Raw genomic sequence first — 21,880 nt, 5'->3', positions numbered from 1 at the left:
TTCGATATGGGATGTTGGCGGATCTCTGTAAGGAGTTTTTTGACATTTGTTCTTATAGCCAGAAGCTCATTCCGCGGAGCATTTTCCTTTAAAGCTTTCAGGAATTTTTTCACCTCGATCATATACTGCCGGTGCAGTATTTTAAAATATTCGGTTGTACGCTTATTCATACATAATCAATTCACACAGTACATAATATTTTAAAAATCAGTACAATTTATATACCACCACAAATAACGGGGTGTAACAGCCACGTTAAAAAAAGAAAAGGCCTGCAAAAGAGAATTTATAAAATCCATTTCTGCAGGCGCTTACTGTAATGCTTACTATCTTAATGTGCAGGGAAACATGCTTATCGTGATGTCTCTGTAGCATCATCCGAAGAGACCTGTAAGCCTGTATGCGACTCGTTTTTACGGCGTTTGATCTCTTCAACAAGGGCATCTATCGTTGCCTTATGCCAGGCTGCTTCTGTGGTTCGGCCACCGATAAAAGCCCTTGTGTAAAGCTGGGTTTCCTCTGCCAGCAATTCAATTAATGATTGCAGTTCAAGCTGCTGGTAACGCATAAATAATATGCGAAAGGGGCGCAAATAACAAACCAGTTTGCTACGATTGTAATAATATTTATCCCTACTAATAGTTTACCCTGATGTGCTTTGTTAAGGCGCTCCCTCTGCATTTTTTAAAGTGTAGAAGAGACTTTTTTAAAATGTGGAATCACTTCTACATTTAACAATAAACGCAGCACCTATTGGTGTTCGTAAAAATACGCATCAGGCTTCGTCATACGCTTTTTGTAAGAGGGCGATTTCTATCTTCGTCATCATCATCATGGCCTCCATTACCTTGCCCGATTTTTTGGGGTCCCTGCTTAGCAATTCGCCTAAAATGGGGGGATAGATTTGCCACGATAAACCAAATTTATCTTTCAGCCAGCCACACACACTTGTTTGACCTCCTTCAGAAAGTATGTTCCAGTACTCATCTATCTCCTGCTGGGTATCACAATTTACCACAAACGAAATGGCTTCGTTAAAAGTAAAGTGCGGACCTCCGTTCAATGCAACGAACTGCTGTCCGTTCAACTCAAAGCTTACGGTCATAACTGAACCTTTTGGCCCGGGCCCGGCATCGCCGTAACGGGCAATATTAAGAATGCGGGAGTTTTTGAAAACAGAAGTATAAAAGTTTACTGCTTCCTCGGCATTATTATTAAACCATAAGAAAGGCGTGATCTTTTGCATATGTGTTGATTTTTGAGTGATTTGAATGATTCAACCGACATAACAAAAGTACCGGGCTTACATAAAACCGAAGGGGGGAGGAAATGACAGAAAAAGGGCTGTTTGCGACAATTTGTGTTGTGCAGAAATCTTAATAAACCAGTTCAATTAGTTGTGAAAGCTGGTTTATTGAAAATGATTAAATCAGGGTTCACGCTGTATTTTTGTTAAGGAGGTAAAAAATATGTCTGATACAAATAATTATTACCTGAAGCCGGTTGGATTTATTCAATCAACCATTACCAGTCGTGAACAGGCACCCAGGCAGGGATATGAAGGCGCGCCTGATGCATGGGTTGAAATTGACAGTGCTGCAATGGATGCAACAGAGGGATTGGCCGAAGGTGATGATATTATAATTATCACCTGGTTTCATCAATCAAAACGCGATGTGTTAAAAGTGCATCCGCGGGGTAATTTGAACAACCCGTTAACCGGTGTATTTGCTACCCGGTCGCCCGACAGACCCAATCCGCTTGGCCTGCACCGCGTAAAAGTGTTGCAGATAAATGGTAACAAATTAAAAGTTGGTCCCATTGAGGCGATAAACGGAACGCCGGTAGTGGATATAAAACCGGTGCTGCCTGCTTCGCAGGATGCGTAATAATTTTCAGTTTATTTCACCTGGTAAGAAGCGGCCTCTTCGGCGGTAAATCTTTTTTTGAAAGTAAATGCCTGGGGTGTTTCGCCGTTTTTTCGCAGGTAATTCAATTTTTCAACAGCTTCATGCACTGTAGGCTGATGGCCTGCAGGAACATACCATAATACCATATGCATGTCGGTCATTTTTTCGAACCATTCTTTGCGCCTTTTAAAAATTTCAACATGTGCTGATTGATAAACATATTGAAACAGGGCTTCGGCATGTTGCCATACCGACATATTCACAATAATAAAATCATCGTCGTACACTTTTATCGACGTGGCATTGTTGGTATCATCCTTAAGCCGCCATACAAATCCATCACTGCTTTCGGCCAATGTATTGATACGGTCTAAGTTGGCAACAAATTCGGCCATTACCGGGCTGTCGATGGGCGCCAGCATTTTGGCTATGTTTACCTGAGCTAATTGTAATTCCATTTTACTGTTTAAATTTAACGGTACGAAAATAACTGATGCAAAAACATGAAACAACAAGTAACGAAAAGGTTACCGGCTAAAAAATCAACAAGCGAAATACCGCTGCACCAATGCTCGGTAATTGCCACCTTAAAATTGTTTGCTACCAAATGGAAGCCCTGTATACTCTGTTACCTGGCCAAAAAATCAATGCGTTACAATGAACTGTACAGGATCATTCCAAACATAAGCAGGAAAATGCTTTCAGAACATTTAAAAGAATTGGAAAACGATGCCTTAATTGTTCGCTGCCAGTGCGACAAAAAAATGCAACGGGTAGAATATAGTTTATCGGAAAAAGGCGCTTCTTTACTGCCGCTATTAGAGCATTTGCAAGACTGGGGATTGAACAATATAAAAAATGTGTTATCTATTCAGGAAATGGTAGCCATTACAATGTCGTAATGTATTATAACTTGCTGAAGGATGCATTTCGTATTGTAATGTAAACGATGCCAGTTATTTCTTCGCCGGCCATTCAAAAGTACGCGTCCCCAACTCCTGATACCATTTTGCATTCACGGGTAATGCGGCGCCTTCGTTCGAAAAGATGGTTGATAAAGTGTAAGAAGCTGTTTCTTTATCAGTAAGTTGGTGGCTCCATTTTACACGGTTGGCAATAGCGGCGCCTTCGCCTGTATTTTTATATTCGGCATAATAGGCTGTTTGCTCATTCGCGGCATTATTCCAGTTATCCCAGCCTTCAGGGCTAATATGTTTCCCCATGTTGCAACGAATAAATACAACTTTCGACCAGCTTCGCCACGGACGGCCAAGATATACTTTGGTTGCACCTGTATCGGCGGTGAGTTTGCAATCGATAAAAACAAAACCGAATTTCTTGCCCTGGGTAGTGCTGGCTGCTGTTATAAATGAATTGATTTTGCTGCGTATTTCACAGTTCTGAAAAACAGCGGTGGCTGGTCCAAAAATAAAATCGGTTGTTCCTTCGATATAGCAGTTTACAAATAGCTGGCGCGATGTTTCGCCGCCGGCATAAATTGTATCCTGGTTGCCTAAAAACTTACAGTTAACAAATGTCGCCTGGTCCGATTCAACATGAAGCGCTACCGCCTGTCCTACCGCACCGGCCGAATTGGCGAACGTAATATTTTCGGCCCTGAACCGGTTACCGGCAATTTTTGCTGTGTACGAATTGAAAGTATTCAGTTTGCCCCTGCCCGAATAATCGTTGAATACAATGATGGTTTTATCAACACTTTCACCAATAAAAGTCACATCGGTTTTTGTGGCAGGCAATTCAATTTTTTCGTTATACACTCCATTCTTTATATACAGTGTGATAGGCGCCAGCGGAAAAACGCGCATGGCATCGATGGCATCCTGTATATACTGGTAATCGCCGGTGCCATCTTTGGCTACCGTAAAAATATATTTATATTGTTGCGGATTGGCAGTTTGCGCCTGCAACGTGGTTATGCCGGTAATGGGTACACTTAAAAACAACAACAAATATTTCATACGTTTATTTAACTACTCTTTTTAAAAAATCATCGATGTATTGCAACGTCGGTTCAAACCAGGGATCGAACAAACAAAAAGAATGAGGCGCTTCTGAAAAAGTTTTTACTTCGGTATAAATGTGATATTTGTTCAGGATAGCGATATAATCTTCGCGGCCTGCATGCATCCGGTTTACACTGCTATTGATAAATAAAGTAGCAGGCGTTTGGTTACCTGCATGAGTAAGGGGTGAAGCCTGTTCCCATAAAGCCATATTATCTTTTTTAGGATAACCAAACCAATAAGTAGCGGCAGAGGTTCTTTTGCTGTCGTCGCCCTCTCCCGATTCAGCATGAACAAAAGAAAGCGTTCCGTCGATATCCACTACAGCGCGAATGGGTACCGGTTGTATCGCGTTACACAGGCTGTCTTCAAATGCTGCATTTCCAACGGTAGTTCCCAAAAAAGCAGCCAGTTCACCGCCGGCCGAAAAGCCTGCCACCACAATTTTTGATGTATCGATATTAAATGACTTTGCATGGTTGTATACCCATTTCAACATCCCTTTAAGATCATGCACAGCGGCAGGATACAAAGCTTCGGTCGACAACCGGTATTCGGGGGTAAAACAAACATAGCCCATACCTGCGAGCCGTTGCGCCAGCGGGTAATGTTGCGTGCGATTGCCCGAACGCCATCCGCCGCCATGGATAAATATGATGGCTGTACGTTTTTTTGATCTGGGCTGAACAGGATAAAAAGCGTCTGTCAACAATTTCCGTTCGGCAATAGTACAATAGGGTATATTTCTTTTTTCGGCTACTGATTTAAGCCGGAATTCGGGTACTATTTTAATGTTGGGGTGAGTTTTATGGGTGCTGATATAGGCGCTCCAGGTAGTATACGAAGTATCGGTTATATGAGTGATGCTGGCTGTAGACTGAGCAAAGCCGTTTGCAGTAAACAGCCAACAGAAGAACAGCAACCGGCATTTGGTTGAATTAAATATCCGGGCAAAGCAACCTGCTATCATAGCTTTTGTTAAACGGGAATAACTATTTTACTTACAAATGTATAATTCTACATTTTTCCGGCGTAAGTAAAATAGTTAAACATTCTGATAAACCGGTAACAAAGTTTAATAGCTTAGTCCATACCCGAATTTGTATAACGGATCTTTTGAATCGTACGGCACATCTTCTTTTTGGGCCCTTACGGCTTCCATCGACGAAGGCAATTCAATGGGAAGATGCCCGCCTGGTTTGTATTTCCCGAAAATTATATCCAGCACGGCGGCATCGCTGGCGCCGAAATCGGCCAGCAAGGCTTTGGCCTTTGCATTGATTTCGGGTATAACTGCCGGCCGGTCGAGATAAATATCAACGATGGTAGGCACTGTATTCATCAGTTGAAGAATACTGTCTTTTTGCGTTCCTTTAAAATCAAGATCGCCGTGATGGAATAATTTGGCAATGAAGATGGGCGTTTCAACCGGGTAATTAGGCGTGCTCAACCGCAGTATGGCAATGTCTGCATCCTTCGGGTCATTCACTACGGTTGCATATTGGGCGGCTACTTTTGCATCAATATTCCTGACATATATTTTTAAGCCACCTTGCTTTAACGGTAAGGTTTTATTGTCGTTTTTCAGCAGGGTCATCGACCTGCGTTGCGATGCTTCGGCAGCTTTTACAAATTCGGGTTTGCCCAATACCTGTGTTACTTTCGATTCATCGATGAACGGATTATCGAACAGCCCGAGCTCGAATTTCTGCCGCAACAATCTTTTTACACTTTCATCGATGCGACTTTCTTTTAAACTACCTTCTTTAACAAGGGCAACAATCAGTTCAGGACAGTTTTCGCCTCCAAACTGATCAACACCTGCATCGATGATCTTTTTAACTCTTTCTTTTGCTGATAACTTTTCAACGCCCCAGGCGCGCGCCGGCCAAACCACATCACCGAGATGGGCATCCGTAACCAGTCCCCAGTCGGTACATACCACGCCATCGTAGTGATATTTATTTCGCAAAAGACCTGTAATGATGTCTTTGTTATACGAAAAGCCAACATCCTCACTGGTTTGACCCATTGGCACACCATAGTAAGGCATAATAGCGGCGGTGTGCACAGCAAAGGCAGCTTCGAAAGGAATTAAGTGATAATTGAAATTATTGCCGGGATATACCTGTCCTTTTTGAAATGGGAAATGCGGGTCGAGCCCTTCTTTTTGCGGGCCGCCACCCGGAAAATGTTTGGTCATCGTAGCCACGCTGTTGGGGCCCAGCTTTTCGCCCTGATAGCCCAATATGTAGGCTTTTGCCATGCGGGCCGATAATTGGGCATCTTCGCCAAACGTGCCACTTATACGGGGCCAGCGGGGCTCTGTGGCCAGATCAATTTGCGGATGAAGCGATTCGCGAATACCGGTAGCCAGGTATTCCTGTCGCGAAATATCGGCAAACTGCCTCGTTAGTTTTTCATCACCGATGGCCGCCAGTCCTAATGGCTCGCACCATTGTGAAAACGAATTGGCTGCCATGGCAAAAATATTATTGCTGAAATGGTTGCGCGGGTCCGAAGCGATGGTGATAGGAATACCAAGGCGGGTTGAATCTTCGGCAAAGTGTTGCATGGTGTTATACCATTTTGCCAGAGAAGTAGCCGAAGGAATGGCCCACAAATTAAAGTGGTTCATATTGTTTTCCTTCATCAGCTTCAGGCCATTGGGTGCAAATGCAAACATGCCTGTGGCGGGCTTGTCTTCAATACTTCCGTCTTCGTTTACTCTCGCTCCGTTAATGAACATAAGACCCGCTTTTTCGGGAAGCGTCATTTGCTTCAGCAAATCATTTACCCTTGCTTCTACCGGCTGGTGGCTGTCTTCATAAACATCCAGCCTGCCGTTTTTATTCAGGTCGCGGTACGTAAAATGATTGTTGGGCGATAATTTTTTCCATGATAGTATTCCGGTTGTAGCCAGCAGCAAAAGGCCGGCAGCGGCTACAAGTAGCTTTGAGGGCATAAGCATATCGTCATTGTGTTAGTGTGACACAATGTAATTAATACACCGTAAATTGTGAAATATTTGTTTTTTGTATGTTTTGACGCTCCTTTATTACATTGCAAATATGAAGTACCAGGATCTGGGCCATTTTATAAAAAACAGGAATAATGAATATTTGCCGCATCTTTCGGTGGATTGCGTGGTATTTGGTTTTCATGAAAACATGTTGAAGGTATTGTTGTTGAAAATGAAATATGCCGACAAATGGGCTTTGGCCGGCGGTTTTGTAAAACCTGCGGAATCGCTTGAAACGGCTGCTGCACGGGTGTTGAAGGAACGTACCGGCCTGGATAATATCTTTCTGCAGCAATTTCATGTGTTTAGTGATCCCGATCGTTCGGATACAAAAACGAAAACTGATTTTTTAAAAAAGGCAAACAAGCCATTTTCAAAAGACGACTGGTTTTTGCAACGCTTTTTGTCGGTAGGCTTTTATGCCCTGGTCGATTTTTCAACCGTAAATCCAACTTCGGATGATTTGTCTGAGGCATGTGTGTGGAGCGATATAAATGAGGTAAAGACCCTGATATTCGATCACAATCTAATACTCAATAAAGCGCTTGAGGTATTGCGGTTACAGTTGAATTATCAGCCCATCGGGTACAATTTGCTGCCCGAAAAATTTACCATGCCCGAATTGCAAAAGCTGTATGAAACGATTTTGAACCATCCGTTAGACAGGCGAAATTTTCAGCGTAAGATATTATCGTATGGAATTTTGCGCCAGCTGAAAGAAAAGCGGCAGGGTGTGGCTCATAAAGCGCCGTACCTGTATAGTTTTGATTTGAAAAAATATCGTAAAGCGTTAAAGGAGGGGTTGGAGGGCGTGTGGTAGCGTTTGCATTGTAATTAATGTGGAAAATGAATGTTTTACGTATATTCAGGATACCAGACAAAAAGAACATATTACTAAACCTGCATGACAGAAGAATATTTTCAATTTCACGAAGGCAATAAAATGGGCATTGAGGCCATCGACGGGCGTATCATCATCCCGGCCGTGTATGATTTTGTGGTGCCTCTGTCGGATGGATTGTTTAATGTGCGTGAAGGTAATTATACCGCTTACTTTGATACCGAAGGGAACGAAGTGCTGCCTTTCAGTAATAAGTACAACGAGTACGGTAACTTTACCGAAGGACTGGCCAGAGTGCGTATCAATAAAAAATGGGGATTTATCAATAAAGAAGGCAAAGAGGTGATTGCTCCGCAATTTCATTATGTAGATGAGTTTTCCGACGGACTGGCTATCGTACGAAATGAATACGACCAACATGGCGCCATTGATAGGTACGGAAATCTGGTGATCGGTTACCGTTTTTCGAACCTCACGAATTTTGAAAAAGGCTACGCAAAATTCGGCGATCTGAAAACATGGGGCCTCATCGACAAGGCCGGAAACATTGTAGTTCCGCAGGAATATATTTCCATTGGAGCTGTGGCAATGAATAAGGTGACCGTTCAGGTACTGGAAGGCGATGAGTATAAAGAAGGCCTGCTCACCATTGGCGGCGGTATTGAATGGAATAACAACCTTGATCATATCAACGAATTCAACAAAAGGAAAAAAGAATTTTCAGGGGCCTGTGAAAAACTGATTTCAACAATGTATGCCGACGGCTGTCCCTGTGAATACGAACGCTTCAGGTATTTTATACAATGGAGCCATCCGGTAGGATTCGTTGACCAGGAAATACTTTACTCGGTATTCAGCAAAAAACTAACTGATTTGGGGAATGAGCAATTCAGATGCCCTCATTGCGGCACCTGTTATGAATCAAAATGGATACAGTACAGTGCTTTTATGTGGGTGTTGAATGTGCAGATATCAGTTGCAGGCAATTTTAAAAATAAGGGTGCTGTTGTATCAGCTACCATACCCGTTGCGCTTGGTTTTTACGGATACAACCTCGAAAAGTATACAACACAATACGCTCAGCACGATATTGAAACGGTTATCAATTATCTGAAAGAAAAATAACTTTTCTTTCTTCTTCAACAGGTTCCGTCCCGTAGGGACGGTCTTCCTGATTTATAATCCTCCTACTACCAATATTAGGTCCCTGACGGGACCGCGAAATGATTATAGAAACCAAAAGGTGGCCAGGGTTATTTTTCTGAAAATAAATTTCTATATAATAAGTGCACATATTATATTTGCACGTATAAAATACACTATTTATGTGGAAGAAATCTCATTCTGTTGTAAGTAAAGAAGTTACCCGTGAACAAATGTGGAAGCTGTTTTCAAATGTAAACAACTGGCATGCCTGGGACCCCGGAATTGAATTTGCCAAAATGGAAGGTCAATTTGTGCAGGGAAATCACTTTTTGCTTCGTCCCAAAGGCGGTCCTACGGTTAAGGTAGAGTTGCTGGAAACAGTGCCCAATAAAAAGTTTACCGATGTTACCAGGTTTCCGCTGGCAAAAATGTACGATGAGCATGTGTTTGAAGAAACACCCGAAGGTCTCAGAATTTCAAATACCATTTGGGTGAAAGGCGTACTGGGTTTTTTATGGGTAAAACTGGTTGCTCAAAAAATAGTCGATAACCTGCCAAATGATGTTCAGCAACAGATAAAAGCAGCGCAGGGGCTATAAAATAGTAAAAAATGATTTAATTGCATAGCATTCAAAAATGCCGATCAATGAAATCAACCAATAATACTTTTAGTGTTGAAAAAGCAGAAGATAGTTCCGGCTTTTTATTGTGGCAGGTAACCAATTTGTGGCAGCGCGAAATAAAAAAAGCATTGGAGAAATACGATCTTACCCATTCGCAGTTTGTGTTAATGGCAAGTATTCACTGGCTCACATTGCATAAAAAAGAAGTAACGCAGATCGTATTATCGGCACATACCAAAATAGATCCCATGACCACCTCCACGGTACTGCGAACGCTTCAAAAAAAGGGATTGGTACAGCGGCATGAGCACAGCACCGACACCCGGGCAAAAATTGTTGCCCTTACAGCCAGTGGCGTTCACATGGCAAAGCAGGCCGTAAAAACAGTGGAAGCTTTCGATACTGCATTTTTTTCGGTATTGGGTTCAAAAACAAAGGAATTTAATAAGAAGCTGTTGGCGCTGTTGGAACAGGCAGAGAAAAATAATGAATAACCTCCTTTTGCAATTTCCTCGTTCGTTGTTTACCTTGCGCACCAGAAACCAGCTCAAATGAAAAACCGTTTGTTATCATACCTTTTTTGTATAAGTGTTTTCTTTATTGCCCTGAATGGATTTGCCGATCCCGGAACACCTTCAACACTCGTTGCAAAACCCGATACCGTTTCTGCAGGTATATATATAACCAGTATTCACGATATCAATTTTAAGGATAAGGAATTTACCGTTAATTTCTGGCTATGGTTAAAATATAAAAACAGGGACTTTAATTTTTTCGATAACCTCGAGGTGCCTTCGGCCAAAAGCGTTACCAAATCATTTGTTTCGGTCGATAGTTCGGGCGAAAAGGTATATATGCAAATGAAACTGCAATGCGTGATGAAGGATTCGTGGCGCATAAACAACTTCCCTTTCGATATGCAGAAGCTGCGCATTTCGATTGAAAATTCCCAGTTCGATTCGCGCTACCTCGTATTTGTGGCAGATACCGTTGGCCAGCATTTCGATAAACGTTTTACCCTCAGTGGATGGACGATCGACAGCTGTATTATAAACACAGGCATAAAAGCCTATGAAACCGCTTTTGGCGACGACAGATTAAAAAAACCGCATACCGAATACAGTTCTTTCAAGGTGCGCCTGGCCATAACCCGTGATGCCATGGGGCTTTTCTGGAAGGTGTTCCTGGGCATGTACATCGCTTTTTTAATTGCGTATGTATGCTTTTACATTCACTCCGATGGCATGGATTCGCGTTTTGGGTTAAGCGTGGGCTCGCTGTTTGCCGTGATCGGTAATAAATACATCATAGATAGCTCACTGCCCGAATCAACTACTTTTACGCTGGTAGATACGCTTCATGGTCTTACTTTGTTTTCGATTTTTTGTGTGATTTCTTCTACCGCCTGGTCGCTGAAACTGGTAAAAAATAACCAGTTGGAAAGGGCTAACAAGTTCGATATGAGAATGGCGCAAATTTTATTAGGCGCATATATTTTAGCCAACATATATTTTATTTCACAGGCAAATGGCTAAGCAGTTCGTTTATTTTTTCATGAAACGCCCGGCTGTCGACAGGCGCCTCAGCCCTGTTAAGCATACCGTAATCGCGTATTACATGAGCAATTCGTAAATGATAATCCTTGAATATGCTGTTGCGACCGGCGTCCTGTGCCTGCCGGTGCATTTCGATATTACGCCATTGTTGCATACTTTCTTCATTTTCCCAGAACGACAACGATAACAGTTTTTCGGGATTGGTTAAACTTTGAAACCGCTCAACAGAAATAAAGCCGGGTGTTTTCTCCAGCTCAGGCACCAGCGCAGCTGCCATGGTGAAATACTTGTCTTTTTGAGTTTCATTCGGAATCACTTCGAAAATAACAGCGATCATGTGTGATAAATTTTTTATTTAATAGAAATGAAAATTGATTCGGGCAGCCGAACGTTTACCAGCGGCTCGTATTGTATGCAGGGATCAATCAGTTCAATGTTGGCATAACGTTCAAAAACATAAGCAAAACATTCAATGGCCAGTGCTGCGGCAAAGTGTTTGGCTATGCATTGATGACCGCCCGTACCAAAGGTCAGGTGCTCGTGGTTGTTGGCCCGATCAATATCAAACCTGTTCGGCTGGTTAAAACGAAAGGGGTCGCGATTGGCTGCTGCCAGTACAATGAACAGATTGTGGCCCTGTTTAATAGTTACATCATTCAGTTGTATATCCCTGGCTGCAACGCGCCGGGTGTTGTGAACAGGCGGATCGAACCGGAGCGTTTCGGTTACTAATTTGCCGAGGTTCTCTTTATTACCTGTGTAAGCATTGTCTTTTTTTAATAGTTGCAACAGGCAATTGCTGAGCAATCCCCTGCCTGCATCATAGCTTTGTATAAACAATCCGAGGCAATTGCTTACCAGCGCCGAAAGTAATTCAACCGCTTTTGTTTTAAATGTATCTCCGGCCTCTTGCGCCACCGCCTGGTATAAACCGCTTTTCAGCAAATGAGTTTCAACAAGCTGGTATACTTCTTTTGAAATGGCATTAATGTTTTTTACCTGATCGGGGCTTTTGTGCGGCAGCATTATTTTTACCAGTACATCGATATTGGCAATTATTATCTGCGAATCCTGTTCGGTAAAATCAAGACTTTTTAAAACGGTCAATACCGGTAATTTTTTGCAAATGGTATTTACCCAATCTGTTTCATTACCGGTAACGCCTGTTGCCAATAATTCGTTAACCATGCCGGTTATACCAATGGTTTTCATATGCTGATACAAACGCATGGCAATTTGCCGGGTTTCTGTATGCGCAGAACTATTGCTTAACCGTGCCAGGTGACTGCTGATCATCAGCGCATATTCGTTCAGGCCATCTTTGTTACCTGCATTGATAACCGGAATGTGTGCTGCCGGATATTCAAGAATTGTTTTGCATGCATTATACGAATAAACGGCCCAAAGCTTATTTGTTTCATCCCAATAAACCGGGTATTCGGCAAGCATGGTCTGGTACAACCGGTATGGATCGGTTGTTTCGGATTGTAAAAACAAAACAGGTGCCATATGTAAAATTGAATAACAAAATAAAGTAGCTTTATACAGTAACACTTCATTGTACACTGAAATGTGGATGTAAATGGAATACGCGTTTAAACATATCGCCGGTCTTATTGGCGATCCTGTAAGAGCTACAATTATGTGGACTTTATTGGACGGCAAAGCCTTTACTGCAACAGAACTGGCCATTGCTGCCGCCACAACGCCTCAAAACATAAGCATGCATCTGGCCAAACTGGTTCAGGCCGAATTATTGCGTGTAGAAAGTCAGGGCCGGCATCGCTATTATAAGTATGCGCGAAAAGAAGTGGCCTATGCCATTGAAGCCATGACCAGTTTATTGCCAGCATCAACTACAAAATTGCCGGCTAATGAAGGCAACATTGCCATCAAAAACTGCAGAACCTGCTACGATCATCTGGCCGGGAAAGTAGGCGTGGCATTAACCGATAGCCTGTTGCAGCAAAAAATACTGGTCGATACGAACAACGTTTTTGACCTGAGCCGAAAGGGTGAAAAATGGTTTGCTTCGTTTGATATTGACATAGATGCATTGCAGCAACAACGGCGTTCTTTTTTACGCCCTTGCCTCGACTGGAGCGAACGGCGCTATCATATAGCAGGTTCACTGGCTGCTGCACTGCTCGATAATATGATATCCGCCGACTGGTTAAGGACCACTAAAAATTCAAGAGCGTTGGTGATCACAGGAAAAGGGCAGAAAAAATTGTATGAACATTTTAAGATAGTAGTATAATACCTGCATGCGAACATTTTATTTTACAACCGAACAATTACTGCCGGCTACGTTACCTGTTGCCTGGGATTTTTTTTCATCGGCCGGCAACCTGCGTTTAATTACGCCACCCGAAATGGATTTTAAAACACTTACACAATTAGATGGCCGCGATATTTATGAGGGCATGATCATTGATTACAGGGTAAAGCCGTTGTTTGGTATTCCGGTGCACTGGCAAACCAAAATAAGCAGGGTGCAAAAGAATTTTTCGTTTACCGATATACAATTAAAAGGTCCGTATCGCTGCTGGGAGCATACGCATACTTTTATCGAAGCGGAAAATGGTGTGCTGATGAAAGATGAAGTGAAATATGAGTTGCCCTTTGGTTTACTGGGCACTACGGTTCATGCATTACTTGTGCGAAAGAAAATTATGGACCTGTTTATTTACCGCAAAGCTGCCCTCGAAAGGATTTTTACAAAGGGGGTGAATGATTACTAAGAAATATCTGAATTTCTCTTTTTTACTCTTTTTAGTCCCGCAAAGCGGGACGCTTTTAAGTCAACAACTCTTTTTTCTCTTTTACGCTCTTAGAGCTACTGGGTTCAGTTCGCCGGCGCCTCTTTAGAATAGGAAAGGAAAAAGGGTGGGCCATTCTAAAGCAGATGACCTACCCTTGCTTTATATCATTTCATCAACAGGTTAACCAGTTCGGGGTCTCTGTTGTAAATATCTTCCCTGAAATTTAATTGCCCCTGCCTGTCGACCCAGGCGGTAAAATAGGTTATGTATACCGGCATCGGGTCTTTAACCGCCGCAAACTGTTCTTTTCGGCTGTTCATAGCCTGTGCTATTTTGTCTTCGGGCCAGTTGCTGTTATCGTTCAATAAATACATTGCCAGTCGTTGCGGTTCAGCTACCCGGATACAGCCATGGCTGAATGCCCGTTTGTTTTCCTGAAAAAGATTTTTCGAGGGCGTATCGTGTAAATAAATACTATGGCTGTTGGGGAACAGGAATTTCACAGCACCGAGTGAGTTCCAGGGACCTGGTTTTTGGCGCACGGTAGTGCCAAACCATTCCATATGGTGTTTTTCGAGGTAGTCTTTATCTTTTTGTATTCCGGGTAAAATTTCTTTTTTCAAAATACCGGCGGGAACATTCCAGTACGGACTAAAAACAATCTCGCTGATTTTACCGGCAAAGATCACCGTTTTGTTTACATCCTTGCCAACTACCACGTTCATATTCCACAGCAGCGAATCGTCGTAATAGGCGTGCAATACAAATTCTGGAATATTTACGGCGAGGTATCTGCCCCGAACATCGATCGGCAGCCAGCGGGTACGTTCCATATTCACCATTATTTGTTCAATTCTTTTCTGCACCGGCACATTTAATTCCCTGATCATCGAATTGCCGATAACGCCGTCGTTTGTCAGGCCATGCCTTCTCTGAAAGTTCTTAACAGCCGGTATTAGGCTGCTATCGTATTGGTTCGAAGAAGTATCAACTGCGTCCTTTAAATCGCCTAAAACAAGCAACTGGTGCTTTATAAGGCCTATTGCGGGCGATACATCGCCGGGCCTGAAAGCTTTACTTGTTGAGGGAATGACTTTTTTACCGGCCGGCAGGGTTTTGTATTTTTTCAGGTAATCTTTCAGCAAACTGTATTGCCGGTAAACCGGCTCTTTAACAGATGCGGCGGTGCCGCCATGCAAAACCATTGAATCGAGCAAAGCGCTATACGATAGTTTTTTGCGGGGCATCAGCCAGTTTATTTTTTGCGAAGCGCTTTCTTCGAGTCCGCCCCAAACTTTTTGAGCAAAGAAAAAGTACAGGGCCGTTAACAGCAGTTCCGTTTCGCTTTTCTGTTGCAGGGTTTGACCGTTGGTAGGGTTAATAAGGCTATCGAGGTTGCGTTTATAAGGTAAGCTAAGGTTAAGACCTTCTTCGGGCAAATTTTCGAGCCGCATGTACAAATGGCTGGCCTGTTCGGTAAGATCTTTTTCGGTGTACCAGGCAAATGAATAATTACGCGTGGTGTAAAAAGTACTCATGTCGGACCGAAATACCCGCAGTGAATCGTATTTAACAAAAAATGAATCGAGGTATGATGGGGTAAAGCGAAGGGTGTTTTGTTCGCTGAAATTTCCGGCAATGTCGCGGGCTGTTTGCTGTACCAGTTTACTTATGCTGTCTTTTTTACGGTTCGAGCCGAGCTTGTTGTTCGATTCGTTGCATCCCCAGAAACTAATAAGGAGAATAAGGGCAAAGATCTTTTTCATAAACAGTTGTTGCTGCCTGTAAAGGTAACAGGATAGTTTATTGTGTCAAGGGTTTAATGTTATCAATCAATTTTGTTAAAAAATAAAGGGGTTCATGAATATTACCTGATTGTTGCATCCTGTAATACCCGTAAACCCCGTTATAATGCTTTTTTTCCGCTGGCTGTACAATTGAAATCAAATCACATCACATTAGCTGCCTGCAGGGGTGGTTCTCATACTTGCAATGGCCTTGTAATGCTTGATAAGGCCTGCGGGTTTCGTTCCGCTGCCTGTACAAGAGTTAATCAACTGAATAAATAGAAAGCAAATCACTAAGAAGTATATGGTGTCAGGCGGCCCCGTTGAAAAATTAATGGGAACCGTGTAATATCCAGGAGATGAAGGAGCTTAATAAAGAAAGGTACTTACTAACCCTGCTTTTACAGGTTTTAACCCAGTGAACGCCTGTAAAAGTTTTTGATTCCTTCAAATCATATTTATACCCTGGTGAAAGCGGCAGGTTGTTGAACCGGAATTTTTTGATGGGAACGGGATATCCCGTTTTCCCTGTAAAGCTTTTCAGGTTGCTATTCCTGAAGTGCGTATGCCGGTGCGGCATTACTTATTTTCCCGTTTATGACGCCTGAACTTTCAACACGGTATATACGAACTACTTCACGTGTTTGCTGATGATCTTAGCCAGATCGAACATAGAGATCTGATCTTTTCCGAACAGCGGTTTCAGCTTGCTATCGGCATTGATATTTCTTTTGTTCTTTTTATCCTGCAGGTTGTTCTTTCTGATATAATCCCAGATCTTTTTCACGATCTCAGTTCTTGGTAATGGTTTGCTTCCTATAACTTCAGCTAAAGCAGGGCTTGCTGTAAGAGGAGCCATGAATGCTGCGTTAGGTTTTCTGGCTGATTTCTTTTTCGGAGCTGCTTTTTTAGCGGCTTTTTTTACTGCCTTAGCAGGTGCTTTCTTGGCTGCTTTTTTAACTGCTTTTTTTGCAGCTTTCTTAGCTGTTTTTGCCATAGTGTTTTAAAATTTAAAAGTGAAAAATGAGACTTTGTTTTTGTAATTGTAAGGTGCTGTAATATGCTTACGCACCAAAACCTATTTGTGAATATATTAAATTTATAGATACCAATTATGAATTCTCAGGAATATTCAAGTGTTAAAAGCCAAAATTTATCGCCTGTACACGGCCGTTTCCTAAGTGAAATTAACTAACGCACTGCAAACATAGATACCTTTTTTATGATAAACACTATATTTTTCCCTGTATTTTCAACAAAAATAGTTAGGCAACCAAAAGGTTTCATTACTTTTGAAACCAAAAGGTTTCATTTTTAATATGCGAAGAGACGTATTTCAGGCAATTGCCGACCCCACCCGAAGGGAGATCATTAACATGATATCGGTACACCCGCTCAATGTGAATGCGGTGGCCGAGAACTTTGAGGTAAGCCGCACAGCCATTTACAAACACATTAAGATACTGACCGAATGCGGACTGGTGGTAATTACCCAGTTCGGCCGTGAGCGCTACTGCGAAGCCCGCCTCGAAAAGCTCGGCGAAGTATCGGATTGGGTAGAACAATACAGGAAGATATGGACCGAAAGGCTCGACAGCCTTGAAAATTACTTTAACGAACTGGAAACAAAAAAGAAGAAGAACAGAAGAAAATAGCAGGGAAAAGGGCGATAAATTATGGGTGTATGTGTTAGTGCTACGCTAAAAGCGGGCCCTCTTTAAGGGGAAGATATAAGGTAAGAATATCGCGCAAAGGCGCGGAGGCGCAAAGTTGATCGCTTCGCGATCTATATAAAGACACAAATTAAAAGCTCCCGACTCGTGGGGAAAAGTTTTGTGGCTTTGTTCCGCAAGGCGGAACCTTCCTGATTTTTACCGGAATAATAATGATTTCAACCGACCTTCTTAGCGCCCTGGCGCCTTGCGGGAAATTTAGATCTTAATCTATTTCAAGCAATTCTTTATTGTACTTGTTGCGGTATTCTACAGGAGAAAGTCCGGTGATTTTCTTAAAGATGGTCCTGAAGGCCTTTACATCGCAATAGCCTACATCATACATTACTTCATTAACGTTTTTGCGACCGGTTTCAAGATCTTTCTTGGCGGCTTCTATCTTAACCCGTTGAATGTATTCGGTTACCGTATTACAGGTGGCCTTTTTAAAACGGCGTTCAAGGCTTCGGCGGCCAACGGCAAACACATCGGCCAGGTGATCAACGGTTATTTTGTCTTCGAAATTCTTTTCAATATACTCCTGGGCTTTTTTTACGGTTTCATCTTCATGCGATTTTTGTCCCTGGAAAATGATAAACGGCGATTGCAGCGTGCGATCGATATCGATCATAAATGCCTTGGAAATAAGAATGGCAATATCGCGGCCGGCGAATTTTTCGATCATGTACACCAGCAGGTTTACGTATGAATAGGCCCCGCCGCTTGTGTAAATGCCATCGTCGTCGGTAATGATCTTATCATCTACCAGTTGTACATCGGGATACATGGCTCTGAACTGATTGGCCATTCGCCAGTGGGTAGCGCATTGTTTTCCTTTTAACAAACCGGTAGCTGCCAGAAAAAAGGAGCCGATACAAAGACTGGCTACTTCGGCACCGCCATTATATTGCTGTACGATCCACGGAATAAATTCCTTATTCAGTGTTGGTGCATTATTCAGGTCATAAATAGCCGGAATGATGATAAGATCGGTTTTTTTAACATCCCCAACCAAACAATCGGGTTTTACAGTAAACAGCCCGTCGCGCTGACTTGTTTCCTTCGCAAGCCCAACCAGTTGAATCATAAACAAAGGCGCTTTTCCCATGGCTGTTCGCAAAACATTAACCTCAGAAAGAATCTGGTGCGTTCCTTCGATATTCACCAGGCTGGTATGCCCCTGCGGAATAAGAATCGAAACGTGTTTCATCTGTACTTTTTTAGTTTATTTCGACCCGAAATTCTGTTCAAATCGTACTTTTTTCACTATGACAGGCGGGTCTGAAAAGTGTACTAAAGATAAACAACTATTGTCGCAATCACCACTTTGTACATTGTGTAATTACCGCCCCTTGTAATCCTGTGCCGGCATGGTGTTGAATTTGCAAAACGTACAATAGAATACACCATGTCGCAATTAGCCCCTTAATTGGTCGCATTTGCACCCCGGACAATAAATATGACGAATGTATTTTTGATATGCAATTAATGACCCCGCAGTTTTCGATCGATCGTTTGATCTTTGATGTGAGCCTTTTTAAAGTACAAACAGTTTAAATGCAAACACAATGGTTGAGGTTTTCAAAACAAATGTGCATGAATTTACCGAGGCGCAAAAACTGGTTGCCTTATTGCGCAGGCATTTTCCGGACAGCAAAATAAATTTCGACCTCGACGACTGCGACAAGGTTTTGCGGGTAGAAGGACAAAATCTGAAGATCGAAAAAGTAATGACCCTCGTAAAACAGAAAGGCTTTGTTTGTGCCATACTTGATTAATACAATTCATTTTATAAACATTAAAACGTAAGAAAATGCCAGCACTGAATCCTTATTTAAACTTTAATGGTAATGCCGAAGAGGTTTTTAATTTTTACAAATCGGTATTTGGCGGCGAATTCGCAACTATAATGCGGTTTAAAGATGTGCCTCCGGAATATAAAAGTCCTGCACATGAAGATAATAAGATCATGCATATTGCATTGCCCATAGCCGGCGGCGATATGTTAATGGGCAGCGATGTACCTGAAGCAATGGGAAAAGTAACCCCTGGTACCAACTTTCACATTTCCATTAGCGCCATAAGCAAGGAAGAAGCCGAGCAATTATTCAACGGGTTATCAGCAGGTGGTAAGGTGCTTATGCCTTTATCGAAGGCTTTCTGGGGCAGCTTATTTGGCATGTTTACCGATAAATACGGTATTGACTGGATGGTGAGCTACGATGAAACGCGCAGATAATATGAGCGCTCAGCTAAAAGAGGCGCCGTAGCATCCAACTGAAGTGAACAGGCAAAGCATTTCGTTCATTGTGAAATCAAAAATGTTATCATGGAAACGTATAATATATCGAACGATCTGAAGGTGTTTGGCTTTCAGGTAAAAACATTCCCCATGGGAATTGGAGAAGCGTTTGAAACATTAATGAAAAAGTTGCCACCCGGTGATAAACGTTCGTATTATGGCATCAGTAATTGTGATGGCAATGAAGTTGTTTATATCGCATCTGCCGAAGAAACCTTTGCCGGTGAAGGGGAAAAGTATAGCTATGAAACTTTTACAATAGAAAAAGGGGAGTATATCACCGAAGCCGTTGACAACTGGCAGCAAAAGATCCAGTGCATAAAAGATGTTTTTGCCGAAATGATGAAAGACGGGCGGATCGATAAAACAAAACCATATATCTGTGTGGAATGGTATAAGAATATGAACGAAATGCTTTGCATGATAAAAATTGAAAAACAGAAAGTGAAACAACCAGTATGATTACTTCGAACCAATTGCTACAGGAATTTGAAAACGCAACCAATGCGTACGTAAGAATAATTTCTTCGCTAAGCCAGGAAGAATTAAATACGGTTCCGTATGAAGGCAGCTGGACGGTTGCCCAGATAACAGAACACATATTTAAATCGGATAATGCCGTGTTAAAGGCTTTGTACGGTCCTGTGCAAACAACGGGCAGACCGGCCGATGAAGGTGTGGAAAACCTGAGATCAATTTTTCTGGATTTTAGCACAAAGCTGAAATCGCCTGAGTTTATTATTCCTACCGATGTAAAGCACGATAAAGAACAGTTGATAACTGCTTTCAAAGGTGTAAGGGACCTGATTGCAAAAGCCATCAAAACCCTTGATTTAACGGTTACCTGTTCAATGCCTGTGTTTGGCGAGCCTACAAGACTGGAGCTGATTTCATTTGTTGTTTTTCATACCCGGCGGCATACCAACCAGGTGCAACATATATTCGAAAAGTTGATCCATGCCTGAATAAACCACTCCGCAACCTGTTGTACAGTTTTTTAGTTGTACTATATTAGCATAGGTGAATTAACCTCATGCATATGCAGTACAAACGAATGCCTATCGAACAGGAATCGCCCGAAGAAACCGGATACGATACCATTTTGTGCAACCTGGCCGAGAGTTCTGTTGCTGATTTAAAATTCAGTGACCTGAATGTTCGCCTGGATGATCTGAAACTGGAGTATATTCCTCACCGGGGCAACCAGGCTTTAAGAGAATTACTGGCTGCCGAAGCCGGTGGTTTGCAGGCCGGCAATGTGTTACTCACCAACGGCGCCGCCGGCGCTTTGTTCATTATTAATACTGCCCTGTTGGGCCGGCAGGATCATTTAATTGTTGTTCGCCCCAATTACGCTACCAATATTGTTGTGCCCGAAACCATTGGCTGTTCTATCAGCTTTATTGATTTGCAGTTTGAACAAAACTGGCGGGTAAATATCAGCGCTATTGAGGCAGCGATAACTCCCGCTACTAAGCTCATCAGCATTACCACGCCGCACAATCCTACCGGAATGGTAATGACGATAGAAGAATTACATGCATTGATTGCGATTGCCGAAAAAAGAAATATATGCCTGCTGGTAGATGAAACCTATCGTGATGCCTGTTTTAAAACACCGTATCCCATAATGGCATCGTTGAGCAACAAAGTTATCAGCGTGTCGTCACTGTCGAAAGCATATGGTTTGCCGGGCTTGCGAATGGGATGGATCATTACGCAGGATGAAATTTTGATGGAACAGTTTTTGGCGGCCAAAGAAATGATTTACATCAGCAATGCGGCTCTTGATGAAGAAGTGGCGCTTCAGTTTTACCGGCAAAAAGAAATATTTAGTGCCATCATCAATAAAAAAGCCATGGAAAACTTTCAGTTGCTGAGCGCCTGGCTGAAACAGGAAACCCGTCTTGAATATGTATTGCCTCAGGGTGGTGTGGTTTGCTTTCCCCGTTTTAAAGATCCCGCATCGATCAACATTCCCGGTTTTTATAAAACATTAATTCAGAAGTATAAAACCATGACGGGCGCCGGCCATTGGTTTGCCATGCCCGGCCATTATATGCGCATTGGCTTTGGCTGGCCCGGGAAAGAAGCGTTTGAACAGGGGTTGATGAACGTGAGTAAGTCGATTGGGGAGAACGAGGTTTAAAGCTTTCTTGTGCCGTTCACGCACATACTTTTGCTGCTCAACG

At 42.5% G+C, this 21,880-nt stretch carries 26 protein-coding genes; 15 read left to right on the top strand and 11 right to left on the bottom strand.

The genetic code is table 11. The features are described from left to right. Positions 1–352 precede the first annotated feature (352 nt). The gene (locus AC59IL_RS28945; RefSeq protein WP_496555720.1) at positions 353–592 is read right to left on the bottom strand and encodes a hypothetical protein; all 240 of its coding nucleotides are present in this window, start codon (positions 590–592) and stop codon (positions 353–355) included. Positions 593–775: 183 nt separating this feature from the next. Next, a complete protein-coding gene (locus AC59IL_RS28940) occupies positions 776–1,246 on the bottom strand; it encodes a VOC family protein (protein WP_496555719.1) in 471 nt (156 codons plus the stop codon). A gap of 223 nt (positions 1,247–1,469) precedes the next feature. On the opposite strand from AC59IL_RS28940, the gene tsaA reads away from it, so the two are divergent. Beyond that, positions 1,470–1,889: a tRNA (N6-threonylcarbamoyladenosine(37)-N6)-methyltransferase TrmO gene (tsaA, locus tag AC59IL_RS28935; RefSeq protein WP_496555718.1), complete on the top strand. Its 420-nt coding sequence runs from the start codon at positions 1,470–1,472 to the stop codon at positions 1,887–1,889. 11 nt (positions 1,890–1,900) lie between these two features. Here the strand turns inward: tsaA and AC59IL_RS28930 are convergent, their stop codons facing one another. Next, positions 1,901–2,368 (bottom strand): DUF3291 domain-containing protein, encoded by a 468-nt coding sequence (locus AC59IL_RS28930; protein ID WP_496555717.1) that lies wholly within the window; start codon positions 2,366–2,368, stop codon positions 1,901–1,903. A gap of 45 nt (positions 2,369–2,413) precedes the next feature. Here AC59IL_RS28930 and AC59IL_RS28925 point away from each other — a divergent pair, with 45 nt between their 5' ends. Then, positions 2,414–2,812 carry a winged helix-turn-helix transcriptional regulator gene (locus tag AC59IL_RS28925; protein ID WP_496555716.1) on the top strand — a complete coding sequence of 133 codons (399 nt, stop codon included), beginning with the start codon at positions 2,414–2,416 and terminating at the stop codon, positions 2,810–2,812. A 54-nt stretch (positions 2,813–2,866) separates the two neighbouring features. On the opposite strand, the gene AC59IL_RS28920 is transcribed toward AC59IL_RS28925, so the two are convergent. The 3 genes from AC59IL_RS28920 to AC59IL_RS28910 all read right to left on the bottom strand — a co-directional run bounded on the left by AC59IL_RS28920 (position 2,867) and on the right by AC59IL_RS28910 (position 6,899). Beyond that, entirely contained in the window at positions 2,867–3,889 is a 1,023-nt protein-coding gene (locus AC59IL_RS28920; protein WP_496555715.1) for a pectinesterase family protein, read from the bottom strand. A 4-nt stretch (positions 3,890–3,893) separates the two neighbouring features. Then, entirely contained in the window at positions 3,894–4,904 is a 1,011-nt protein-coding gene (locus AC59IL_RS28915; protein ID WP_496555714.1) for an alpha/beta hydrolase, read from the bottom strand. Positions 4,905–5,009: 105 nt separating this feature from the next. Beyond that, entirely contained in the window at positions 5,010–6,899 is a 1,890-nt protein-coding gene (locus AC59IL_RS28910; protein WP_496555713.1) for a glycoside hydrolase family 3 protein, read from the bottom strand. A gap of 106 nt (positions 6,900–7,005) precedes the next feature. On the opposite strand from AC59IL_RS28910, the gene AC59IL_RS28905 reads away from it, so the two are divergent. The 5 genes from AC59IL_RS28905 to AC59IL_RS28885 all read left to right on the top strand — a co-directional run bounded on the left by AC59IL_RS28905 (position 7,006) and on the right by AC59IL_RS28885 (position 11,101). Further along, entirely contained in the window at positions 7,006–7,776 is a 771-nt protein-coding gene (locus tag AC59IL_RS28905; protein WP_496555712.1) for an NUDIX hydrolase, read from the top strand. 84 nt (positions 7,777–7,860) lie between these two features. Further along, the gene (locus tag AC59IL_RS28900) at positions 7,861–8,922 is read left to right on the top strand and encodes a WG repeat-containing protein (RefSeq protein WP_496555711.1); all 1,062 of its coding nucleotides are present in this window, start codon (positions 7,861–7,863) and stop codon (positions 8,920–8,922) included. A gap of 200 nt (positions 8,923–9,122) precedes the next feature. After that, positions 9,123–9,542: an SRPBCC family protein gene (locus AC59IL_RS28895; RefSeq protein ID WP_496555710.1), complete on the top strand. Its 420-nt coding sequence runs from the start codon at positions 9,123–9,125 to the stop codon at positions 9,540–9,542. Positions 9,543–9,589: 47 nt separating this feature from the next. Beyond that, the gene (locus AC59IL_RS28890) at positions 9,590–10,060 is read left to right on the top strand and encodes a MarR family winged helix-turn-helix transcriptional regulator (RefSeq protein ID WP_496555709.1); all 471 of its coding nucleotides are present in this window, start codon (positions 9,590–9,592) and stop codon (positions 10,058–10,060) included. Positions 10,061–10,117: 57 nt separating this feature from the next. Next, on the top strand, positions 10,118–11,101 hold the full coding sequence (locus AC59IL_RS28885; protein WP_496555708.1) for a ligand-gated ion channel: 984 nt from the start codon (positions 10,118–10,120) through the stop codon (positions 11,099–11,101). Here AC59IL_RS28885 and AC59IL_RS28880 read toward each other — a convergent pair. Beyond that, positions 11,079–11,459, bottom strand: a complete 381-nt coding sequence (locus AC59IL_RS28880; protein ID WP_496555707.1) for an antibiotic biosynthesis monooxygenase family protein — start codon at positions 11,457–11,459, stop codon at positions 11,079–11,081. The genes AC59IL_RS28885 and AC59IL_RS28880 overlap by 23 nt on opposite strands. A 14-nt stretch (positions 11,460–11,473) precedes the next feature. Next, entirely contained in the window at positions 11,474–12,631 is a 1,158-nt protein-coding gene (locus tag AC59IL_RS28875; RefSeq protein WP_496555706.1) for a cytochrome P450, read from the bottom strand. Between the two features lie 73 nt (positions 12,632–12,704). Between AC59IL_RS28875 and AC59IL_RS28870 the strand changes: the two genes are divergently transcribed. Together AC59IL_RS28870 and AC59IL_RS28865 are read left to right on the top strand one after the other, a co-directional pair. Beyond that, on the top strand, positions 12,705–13,382 hold the full coding sequence (locus AC59IL_RS28870) for an ArsR/SmtB family transcription factor (protein WP_496555705.1): 678 nt from the start codon (positions 12,705–12,707) through the stop codon (positions 13,380–13,382). Positions 13,383–13,389: 7 nt separating this feature from the next. Then, positions 13,390–13,866 carry an SRPBCC family protein gene (locus AC59IL_RS28865; RefSeq protein ID WP_496555704.1) on the top strand — a complete coding sequence of 159 codons (477 nt, stop codon included), beginning with the start codon at positions 13,390–13,392 and terminating at the stop codon, positions 13,864–13,866. A gap of 185 nt (positions 13,867–14,051) precedes the next feature. Here the strand turns inward: AC59IL_RS28865 and AC59IL_RS28860 are convergent, their stop codons facing one another. After that, entirely contained in the window at positions 14,052–15,653 is a 1,602-nt protein-coding gene (locus AC59IL_RS28860; protein ID WP_496555703.1) for a L,D-transpeptidase family protein, read from the bottom strand. Between the two features lie 652 nt (positions 15,654–16,305). Then, positions 16,306–16,671: an SWIB/MDM2 domain-containing protein gene (locus tag AC59IL_RS28855; protein WP_496555702.1), complete on the bottom strand. Its 366-nt coding sequence runs from the start codon at positions 16,669–16,671 to the stop codon at positions 16,306–16,308. A 322-nt stretch (positions 16,672–16,993) separates the two neighbouring features. Between AC59IL_RS28855 and AC59IL_RS28850 the strand changes: the two genes are divergently transcribed. Continuing rightward, positions 16,994–17,329, top strand: a complete 336-nt coding sequence (locus AC59IL_RS28850; RefSeq protein WP_496555701.1) for an ArsR/SmtB family transcription factor — start codon at positions 16,994–16,996, stop codon at positions 17,327–17,329. A gap of 283 nt (positions 17,330–17,612) precedes the next feature. On the opposite strand, the gene AC59IL_RS28845 is transcribed toward AC59IL_RS28850, so the two are convergent. Next, complete coding sequence (locus AC59IL_RS28845; protein ID WP_496555700.1) at positions 17,613–18,596, bottom strand: GlxA family transcriptional regulator; 984 nt, start codon at positions 18,594–18,596, stop codon at positions 17,613–17,615. 358 nt (positions 18,597–18,954) lie between these two features. Between AC59IL_RS28845 and AC59IL_RS28840 the strand changes: the two genes are divergently transcribed. The 5 genes from AC59IL_RS28840 to AC59IL_RS28820 all read left to right on the top strand — a co-directional run bounded on the left by AC59IL_RS28840 (position 18,955) and on the right by AC59IL_RS28820 (position 21,837). Beyond that, positions 18,955–19,164 (top strand): hypothetical protein, encoded by a 210-nt coding sequence (locus tag AC59IL_RS28840; protein WP_496555699.1) that lies wholly within the window; start codon positions 18,955–18,957, stop codon positions 19,162–19,164. Between the two features lie 35 nt (positions 19,165–19,199). Next, entirely contained in the window at positions 19,200–19,625 is a 426-nt protein-coding gene (locus AC59IL_RS28835) for a VOC family protein (RefSeq protein ID WP_496555698.1), read from the top strand. Positions 19,626–19,715: 90 nt separating this feature from the next. After that, the gene (locus AC59IL_RS28830; protein ID WP_496555697.1) at positions 19,716–20,150 is read left to right on the top strand and encodes a hypothetical protein; all 435 of its coding nucleotides are present in this window, start codon (positions 19,716–19,718) and stop codon (positions 20,148–20,150) included. After that, positions 20,147–20,653 (top strand): DinB family protein, encoded by a 507-nt coding sequence (locus tag AC59IL_RS28825; protein ID WP_496555696.1) that lies wholly within the window; start codon positions 20,147–20,149, stop codon positions 20,651–20,653. The genes AC59IL_RS28830 and AC59IL_RS28825 overlap by 4 nt, the downstream gene beginning before the upstream one ends. Before the next feature lie 74 nt (positions 20,654–20,727). Next, on the top strand, positions 20,728–21,837 hold the full coding sequence (locus AC59IL_RS28820; RefSeq protein WP_496555695.1) for a pyridoxal phosphate-dependent aminotransferase: 1,110 nt from the start codon (positions 20,728–20,730) through the stop codon (positions 21,835–21,837). The last annotated feature ends 43 nt before the right edge of the window (positions 21,838–21,880 follow it).

The organism is Niastella sp. sgz303648, assembly GCF_059587045.1.
Note: the sequence above shows the minus strand (reverse complement) of the source record. Positions and strands in the feature narration are given on the sequence as shown.